Consider the following 8,408-nt stretch of genomic DNA (forward strand, 5'->3'; position numbering starts at 1 on the left):
GACCACCCGGGCACGCTCAGGTGGTTTTCTTTTTGGCGGCTGTTTTTTTGGCGGCGGGCTTCTTCGCCGCCAGCAGCGTGTCGAGGTTCTTCACGATCTCCGCCTCGATGCGCTCCTTGAAGGCGCCCAGCAGGAAGCCCAGCTTCGCGTCGAGCACGAAGCGATCGGCCGTGACGTGCAGACACCCGCTGACACCCGAGCGCGTGAACTCCACCTCGTCGGCCTGCTTGCCCTCTTCGTAGGTGCAGCTCAAGTCGAACTCGTTCTCGGCCTGCTCAGCCCATTCCCAGGCGATCTTGCGCGCCGCCGCCAGGCCAAGGCTGTGTTCGCGTTCGATGTGGATGTCGGCCATGCGGTGGGTCTCCTCGTGGGTTCAGCGGGTCGGCGCCAGGGCCTGCAGCGCGGCGTGACGTTCGGGTCTGGGCAATTCGGCCAAACCGCGCACCGCATCATAGAAGCGGGCGAAGTCGCGCCCCTCGCGTTCGTACAGGGCCTCGAACGCGGGCACGAAGCGGTCGTAGGCGCCCTGGGCGCCCAGCAGCGCGTTGTTGGCGCGCGCCACCCAGGCATCGAAGGCTGAAAAGCCGCCCCAGAAGGCCTTGAGTGCGGCGTACTCGCGGCGGAAGTCGTCCATCACCGCCTGCTTGCGCGCGCGCTTGGCGTCCTCGTCGAGCGTCGGGTCGGCATAAACGGCCTGCAGCCGCCCACGCACCGCGCGCGTGAGCTCGCGAAAGGCGGTGCGGCGCTGGTCGAAGGCGGCGTACTCGGCACGCGCCGCAGGCGTCGATGCCGTGGCCAGCCAGCGCTGCACGCCGATGCGCTCGACCGCGGTGGCGAAGGATTCGTTGAACGCGGTGTCGTCCTTGACGTAGACGACCTGGTGCGCCAGTTCGTGGAACACCAACCGCGCGAGCTCGCCTTCGGGGTAGTGGATGAAGGTGTTGAGCAGCGGGTCGCCGCCGACCCAGTTCATCCAGCCCAGCGTGGAATAGGCGGGGACCGGGTAGACGGCCACCTCCAGATCGCTGCCGAGGCTGTCGGCGAAGGCGCGCGCGTCGGCCTCGCGGTAGTAGCCGCGGTAACCCACGCAGCCAGCCACCGGGAAGCACCAGGTCTTGAGCTCCAGCGACAGCGGTGGCGCGGCCACCACGTTGTAGACCGCGGCGCGGCGGCCGAGGTCGGCGTAACGGCGGTAGCTGGCGTTGTCGGGCAGGCCGAGTTCGCTGGCCGCGAAGGCGCGCACGCGCTGCGCGAGTTCGAGCCGCTGGCGCAGCGCCTCGGGCGTGGCCGGGTCGGCCAGCCAGTCGGCCACCGGGCGGGCGCGCCACATCAGGTCGGCGTGGCCGGTGAGCGACTGCCAGTAGTAGCCCGGGCCGCTGGTGCGCGCGCAGCCGGCGGCCAGCACGGCCGCCACGAGCAGCAGCACCAGCGCCGCGCGGCGCATCAGGCAGCTGCCTCCGCCGCGTCGACCAGGGGCGCCACCTGTACGTGACAGTCGTAGAACGTGGGCCCGCGGCCCAGGTCGGTCAGGCGCTGGCTCGTCACCTCGTTCACGTTGGTGCCGAAGGGCCCGAGCTTGCGCCACCAGATGCCCAGGCCGTTGACCACGCCAGGGCGCGCGCGCGGGGACACTTCGGCCACACAGCGGTATTCGCCGCGCTCGTTGAACACGCGCACCATCTGGCCGCTGTCGATGCCGCGCACCGCGGCGTCGTCGGCGTGGATCTCCAGCAGCGGCCGGCCCTCGATGTCGCGCAGGCTCTGCACGTTGACGAAGCTGCTGTTGAGGAAGTTGCGCGCCGGCGGCGAGATCATGGCCAGCGGGTAGTCGGGGTGGGTGCCGCCGGGTTCGGCGTTCGGCAGGTGATCGGGCAGCGGGTCGAGCCCCTGGGCCGCCAGGCGCTCGCTGTGGAACTCGCACTTGCCCGAGGGGGTGGGGAAATCCCCGTTGGCAAACGGCGCCTCGGGCACCGCCAGCGAGGCCCAGCCGGTGTCGAGCAAGCGCTGGAAATCGACCCGGTCGCCGAAGGCGGTGCGGCACAGCGTGAGGTCGTCTTCGGCGAAACAGGGCTCGTTGAAACCCATGCGCGCGGCGAGTGCGCGGAAGATGTCGGCGTTGCTGCGCGCCTGGCCGAGCGGTGCGATGGCCGGGCGGTTGAGCAGCACGTCGGTGTGGCCGTAGCTGGTGTGGATGTCCCAGTGCTCGAGCTGCGTGGTGGCGGGCAGCACGATGTCGGCGTGGTCGGCGGTGTCGGTCAGGAAGTGTTCCAGCACCACGGTGAACAGGTCCTCGCGCGCAAAGCCACGGGCCACCTTGCCCGATTCCGGCGCCACCGCCACCGGGTTGCTGTTGTAGACGATGAGCGCCTCGACCTTCGGTCCGAAGGCGGGTGAGGCCTCGCGCAGCAGGTCATCGCCGATGGTGCTCATGTTGAGGGTGCGCGGCGAGCGCCCGGCGAGCAGGTCGGGCCGGTACAGCGCCTCGCGGCGCACGGGGAACTGGCCCGAGGACGACAGCAGCACGCCGCCCGCGCGGTGCCGCCACGCCCCCACCAGCGCCGGCAGACAGGCCACGGCACGCGCCGCATTGCCACCGCCTCGCACGCGCTGCATGCCGTAGTTCAGGCGGATGGCAGCCGGCTTCGTGGTGCCATAGGCGTGCGCCAGATCGACGATCTGCTGTACCGGCACGCCACAGACGGCGGCGGCGCGTTCGGGTGACCACTGCAGGGCGCGCTCACGCAGGCCTTCCCAGCCCAGCGTGTGGCGCGCGATGTAGTCGTGGTCGAGCCAGTCGTGCACGATGAGTTCGTGCATCAGCGCCAGCGCCAGCGCGGCGTCGGTGCCGGGCTTGAGCGCGATGTGTTCGTGGCACTTGTCGGCTGTTTCGGTGCGCCGCGGGTCGATGCAGACCAGCCGCGCACCGTCGCGCTTGGCTTGCTGCGCGAGCTTCCAGAAGTGCAGGTTGCTGCCGATGCTGTTGCTGCCCCAGATCAGGATCAGCCGGGCTTCGGCGAAGTGTTCCACCTTCATCCCGACCTTGCCACCCAGGGTCTGGACGAAGCCCTCGCCGCCGGCAGCGGCGCAGATGGTGCGGTCCAGCAGCGAGGCGCCCAGGCGGTGGAAGAAGCGCGCGGCCATGCCCTCGCTCTGCACCAGGCCCATGGTGCCGGCATAGCTGTACGGCAGGATGGCCTGCGGGTCGCGCGCGGCGATCGCCGTCAGGCGGGCGGCGATCTCGTCAAGCGCGGCATCCCAGCCGATCGGCTCGAAACGCCCATTGCCCTTGGGGCCGGTGCGCCGCAGCGGCGTGAGCACGCGCTCGGCGTGGTGGGTGCGCTCGGCGTAGCGCGACACCTTGGTGCACAGCACACCATCGGTGTGGGCGTGTGCCGGGTTGCCCTGCACCTTGATCGCACGGCCGCCCTCGACCGTGGTGAGCAGGGCGCAGGTGTCGGGGCAATCATGCGGGCACGCCCCGCGAACGACAGTGGTGGCTTCGGTCATGTGACGGCGTGGGTGTTGCGTGCGGATCATAGGCAGGCGCGCCTGCCCCGCGCAGCACACCGCTCAGCGGATGGCGCGCTTTCATGTGTCTGGGTGTTTATACCCTTACCAAGTATTGCTGTCCCACGAACGACCAGCCCCTGGAGGACCCTACATGCGACGTCGACACATCCTGCGCGCCGCCGGCGCTGCCGCTGCGCTGCCCGGCCTTGCCCTCTTGCCCGGACGCGCAGCCGCGCAGGTGGCCGGCCTGACCGACACCACCATCGTATTGGGCCAGTCGGCGCCCTTCAGCGGGGCGGCCGAGCAGCTTGGCCTGCAGTTCCACCTGGGCGCGCAACTCTTCTTCGAACAGCTCAACGCCAAGGGCGGCGTGCAGGGCCGCCGCGTCGAGTTGCGCCGCTTGGACGACGGCTACGAGCCGGACAAGTGCGCGGCCAACACCAGACAGTTCATCGGTGACGGCGTGTTCGCGCTATTCGGCTACATCGGCACGCCCACCAGCGTGGTGGCCTTGCCCCTGGCCACCGAGGCCAAGGTGCCCTTCTTCGCGCCGTTCACCGGCGCCGAGGTGCTGCGCACCCCGTTCAACCGCTATGCCATCCACGTGCGGGCGTCGTACTTCGACGAGACCGCGGCCATCGTGCGCCAGCTCACGCAGGTGGGCATCAAGCGCATCTCGGTCTTCTACCAGAACGATGCCTACGGCAAGGCCGGTCTGGAGGGCGTCACGCGCGCGCTCAAGGAACTCAATCTCGAGCCGGCTTCCCTCGGCACGGTCGAGCGCAACACGGTCGACGTGGCCGAATCCATCAAGTCCATCATGGCCGGTCGTCCCGAGGCCATCGTGCAGATCAGCGCCTACAAGTCCTGCGCCGCCTTCATCCGCGAGTCGCGCAAGGCGGGTTTCGCCGGCAACCTCTACAACGTGTCGTTCGTGGGCACGCAAGCCCTGCTGGATGAACTCGGCAAGGACGCACGCGGCGTGGCGGTGAGTCAGGTGATGCCCTTCCCCTACAGCCCGGTGTCACCCATCTCGGGCGAATACCTGGCCGCGGTGCGCGCCAAGCAAGGGCGCGCGCCCAACTACTCCGGCATTGAGGGCTTCGTGGCCGCCAAGGTGTTCACCGAGGCGCTCAACCGCGCCGGCCGCGGGGTCACCCGCGAGGGCTTCATCAACGCGGTGCAGACCCTGCGCAACATGGACATGGGTGGCTTCCCGCTCGACTTCGGCCCCAACAAGCACACCGGCTCGAAGTTCGTCGAACTGACCCTGCTGACCGAGGACGGCCGCATCCGGCGTTGAGGCCTGGAGGCGCTCCGAAACGGTCGCCTGGCTTGTTGGTCGCGACAGCACCACCGCTGGACGGCCCCGTGGACCTGTTCGGTTCATTTTTGAGTACCTTATGCCTCTTTGAATGAGCCAATTGAGGTGCTTTGTATGAGTAGTCGTGCCTGGCTCGGTGCCCTCGGCTTGTTGGTGCATCCCATCGTCCCAGGGGCCGAGCCCACCTGGGAGCATCTGCTCGAGCGCAGTCGTGCCGAACTGCGCGAGGCCCAGCGGGTGTTCATCGAAGAGCACAAGGCGGAGAGCTTTGAGCGCTACGACCTGGATTTCGAGCGCGGGGAGATCGCGCTGTCCAGCAACGGCGTGCCCGGTCTGGTCGGCAGCGTGGTGTACGTGGGCGTGTACTCGAAAGCCACCAGCCGCTGGCTTTGGGGTTGGGCCGACGGGGACGTGCCGAGTCACTTGAGCCAGCGCCTCGAGGCGGTCCGTGATCTTGGCGCCGCACGGGGGTTCAAGTCATTGAGCCGCAAGAGCTGGCGGGGCGACACCCTGGACGCACAGGACATGACCGCCGTCACCTTTTTCCTGCTGCAAGGGAAGGCCATGTACCGACAGCCCAGCGTGGATGGCCAGCGCTATCGCTATTGGGTGTTCACAGACCTTCGCCCGACAAGGTGATGTCACCAAAGGAGCCCATGCACGGGGCTTGACCCGATACCATGCCCGGTTTCGGAGACCGGACATGAAACTCATCGATTCCATCGTCACGCAGGCTGCCGGCATCGCTGCCGTGCGCCGCGACATCCACGCCCATCCCGAACTCTGTTTTGAAGAGGTGCGCACCGCCGACGTGGTGGCCGCCAAGCTCACCGAGTGGGGCATTCCCGTGCACCGCGGCATGGGCACCACCGGCGTGGTGGGCATCGTGCACGGCCGCGACGGCGGCGCCTGTGGGCGCGCCATCGGCCTGCGCGCCGACATGGATGCCTTGCCGATGCAGGAGCACAACCACTTCGAACACGCCAGCAAGCACGCCGGCAAGATGCACGCCTGCGGCCATGACGGCCATACCGCCATGCTGCTGGCCGCGGCCCAGCACTTCGCCAAGCACCGCAACTTCGACGGCACCGTCTACCTGATCTTCCAGCCGGCCGAAGAAGGTGGCGGCGGCGCACGCGAGATGATCAAGGACGGCCTGTTCAAGCAGTTCCCCATGGAGGCCGTGTTCGGCATGCACAACTGGCCCGGCCTGCCCACCGGCAGCTTCGCGGCCAGCGCGGGTCCGGTGATGGCGTCGAGCAACGATTTCGTCATCACCATCCGCGGCAAGGGCGCGCACGCCGCGCTGCCGCACAACGGCATCGACCCGGTGCCCGTGGCCTGCCAGATGGTGATGGGCTTTCAGACCATCATCACGCGCAACAAGAAGCCGGTGGACGCGGGCGTGATCTCGGTCACCATGATCCACACCGGCGAGGCGAACAACGTGGTTCCCGATCACGCGGAATTGCGCGGCACCGTGCGCACCTTCACCTATGAGGTGCTCGACCTGATCGAGCGCCGCATGAAGGAGATCGCCGAGCACACCTGCGCGGCTTACGAAACCACCTGCGAGTTCCAGTTCAACCGCAACTACCCGCCCACCGTGAACCACCCCGAGGAGACGGCGTTTGCGCGCGAGGTGCTGGCCGAGATCGTCGGCCCCGAGCGCGTGGTGCCGCAGGAGCCCACCATGGGCGCGGAAGACTTTGCCTACATGCTGCAGGAGCGTCCGGGTTGCTACCTGTTCATCGCCAACGGCGACGGCAGCCACCGCGAGACCGGCCATGGCGACGGCCCGTGCATGCTGCACAACCCGAGCTACGACTTCAACGACGACCTGATCCCGCTGGGCGCCACCTACTGGGTGCGCCTGGCCGAAAAATGGCTGGGCCAGCCGCGCCGCGCCGGGGGTGCGGCGTGATCGCGGTTCAAGACGCCTTCTCCCCGACCTACGCCCAGGCCCGCATCAAGTTCCTCGAAGCCGCCGCCACCGCCGGCATGGCCATTCGCAGCCACGAGCACCCGCTCAAGGGCCGCGAAGGCGAGACGCTGGCGATGGATCTCGCGCTCGATGGCCCCGCGGATGCCGACAAGCTGCTCATCGTGAGCAGCGCCTGCCACGGTGCCGAGGGTTTCTGTGGCTCGGGTGTTCAGGTGTTCGCCGCGCACGACGCCGAGTGGCGCGCCAAGGCGCGCGATGCGGGCGTGGCCGTGCTCTACATCCATGCGCTCAACCCGCACGGCTTTTCGTGGCTGCGCCGCGTCACGCACGAGAACGTGGACCTGAACCGCAACTTCCAGGACTTCTCGCAACCGCTGCCGGTGAACGAGGCCTATGCCGAGTTGCACCCGCTGCTCCTGCCGCCCGAATGGCCCCCCACGGCCGACAACGAAGCCGCCGTGCAGGCCTGGATCGCCAGGAATGGCATGACCGCCTTTCAGGCCGCCATCACCGTCGGCCAACATCGATTCGCCGACGGCATGTTCTTCGGCGGCACCGCGCCCACCTGGAACAACACCACGCTTCGCCAGGTGCTGCGCGACCACGCGCAGGCCGCAAGGCGCATCGCCTGGATCGACCTGCACACCGGTTTGGGCCCCAGCGGCCTGGGCGAGCGCATCTGCGCCTGCCGCGACGACGCGCAGGCCCTGGCCCGCGCGCGCGCCTGGTGGGACGGCAACGGTGACACCCCGGTCACCAGCATCTACGACGGCTCGTCCACCTCAGCCCGGCTCACGGGGATGATGTGGGCCTCGGTCTACGCCGAATGCCCGCAGGCCGAGTACACCGGCATCGCCATGGAATACGGCACGGTGCCCATTCCCGAAGTCATCGGCGCCCTGCGCGGCGACCACTGGCTGCACCAGCACCCCGACGCGCCGGCCGAACTGCAGGCGCAGATCAAGCAGCGCCTGAAGGACGCCTTCTACACCGACACCGACGTGTGGCGCGGTCAGATCGTGAGTCAGGCGCGGCAGTCGCTGTTTCAGGCTGTTGACGGGTTGTCGTCCTGAGTCCTTCGTCTCGCCTGTATTTGTGGCGGGCCGAGGGCTTGGGCTGTGTGGCCGGGGGCTTCACTGCGCTGCCCCTTCGGGGTCCGCTGCGGTGCTCGTCTGCGTGGCCCACGGCATAACTCGCTGCGCGGGCTGCGCCCGCTCCGCTTGTATGTTCGAGGCGTCGGGGTGGAGGGACTCATTCCGCCTTCGGCCGCGGCAGCGGACCGACAGTTTTGAGATTTCTCCCGCCCCACCTCCCAACGTCGATCAGGAACTGAGTGGCGCTGCACCGAATGGTGAAACGACCACCGATCTGAAGGCAAGCCAACGTGGTTGGTGGGCTGCACCCCGACACGGCAAATTGTCCAATCGGAGGTGTAGCCATGCAAGAACCCAGCTTGTTCATCGGCGTGGACGTGTCCAAAGCCGAACTCGTCATTGCCACAAGCGATCAGCGACGAGTGCACTGCATTGCCAACGACGCTGCAAGCATCTCGAACTGGCTTGCGCAGATACCAGCCTATGCACTCATCGCCATGGAGTCCACCGGGTCGTATCACGGCCTGTTGGCCCA

At 68.1% G+C, this 8,408-nt stretch carries 7 protein-coding genes and 1 pseudogene; 5 read left to right on the forward strand and 3 right to left on the reverse strand.

Annotation, left to right across the window (positions count from 1 at the left end; all coding sequences use genetic code 11):
• Positions 1 to 16 precede the first annotated feature (16 nt).
• From M3149_RS15475 to M3149_RS15485, 3 genes are read right to left on the reverse strand one after another with little or no spacing between them, the layout of a single operon-like run.
• Positions 17 to 352, reverse strand: coding sequence for a polyhydroxyalkanoic acid system family protein (locus M3149_RS15475; RefSeq protein WP_251710439.1), 336 nt, complete (start codon positions 350 to 352; stop codon positions 17 to 19).
• A gap of 21 nt (positions 353 to 373) precedes the next feature.
• Positions 374 to 1,444 carry an aminopeptidase gene (locus M3149_RS15480; RefSeq protein WP_251710440.1) on the reverse strand — a complete coding sequence of 357 codons (1,071 nt, stop codon included), beginning with the start codon at positions 1,442 to 1,444 and terminating at the stop codon, positions 374 to 376.
• Positions 1,444 to 3,507 (reverse strand): molybdopterin-containing oxidoreductase family protein, encoded by a 2,064-nt coding sequence (locus M3149_RS15485; protein ID WP_251710441.1) that lies wholly within the window; start codon positions 3,505 to 3,507, stop codon positions 1,444 to 1,446. The genes M3149_RS15480 and M3149_RS15485 overlap by 1 nt, the downstream gene beginning before the upstream one ends.
• Positions 3,508 to 3,661: 154 nt before the next feature.
• Between M3149_RS15485 and M3149_RS15490 the strand changes: the two genes are divergently transcribed.
• The 5 genes and pseudogenes from M3149_RS15490 to M3149_RS15510 form a co-directional block, all read left to right on the forward strand.
• Positions 3,662 to 4,813, forward strand: a complete 1,152-nt coding sequence (locus M3149_RS15490; RefSeq protein ID WP_251710442.1) for an ABC transporter substrate-binding protein — start codon at positions 3,662 to 3,664, stop codon at positions 4,811 to 4,813.
• A gap of 135 nt (positions 4,814 to 4,948) precedes the next feature.
• Complete coding sequence (locus M3149_RS15495; RefSeq protein ID WP_251710443.1) at positions 4,949 to 5,473, forward strand: DUF6882 domain-containing protein; 525 nt, start codon at positions 4,949 to 4,951, stop codon at positions 5,471 to 5,473.
• Positions 5,474 to 5,537: 64 nt separating this feature from the next.
• Positions 5,538 to 6,758 carry a M20 aminoacylase family protein gene (locus M3149_RS15500; RefSeq protein ID WP_251710444.1) on the forward strand — a complete coding sequence of 407 codons (1,221 nt, stop codon included), beginning with the start codon at positions 5,538 to 5,540 and terminating at the stop codon, positions 6,756 to 6,758.
• Entirely contained in the window at positions 6,755 to 7,852 is a 1,098-nt protein-coding gene (locus M3149_RS15505; protein ID WP_251710445.1) for a M14 family metallopeptidase, read from the forward strand. The genes M3149_RS15500 and M3149_RS15505 overlap by 4 nt, the downstream gene beginning before the upstream one ends.
• 365 nt (positions 7,853 to 8,217) lie before the next feature.
• Positions 8,218 to 8,408: pseudogene (locus M3149_RS15510) on the forward strand (hypothetical protein); the annotation flags it as partial.

Origin of the sequence: Hydrogenophaga intermedia (assembly GCF_023715105.1) — a bacterium.
Lineage (GTDB): Bacteria > Pseudomonadota > Gammaproteobacteria > Burkholderiales > Burkholderiaceae_C > Hydrogenophaga > Hydrogenophaga intermedia_A.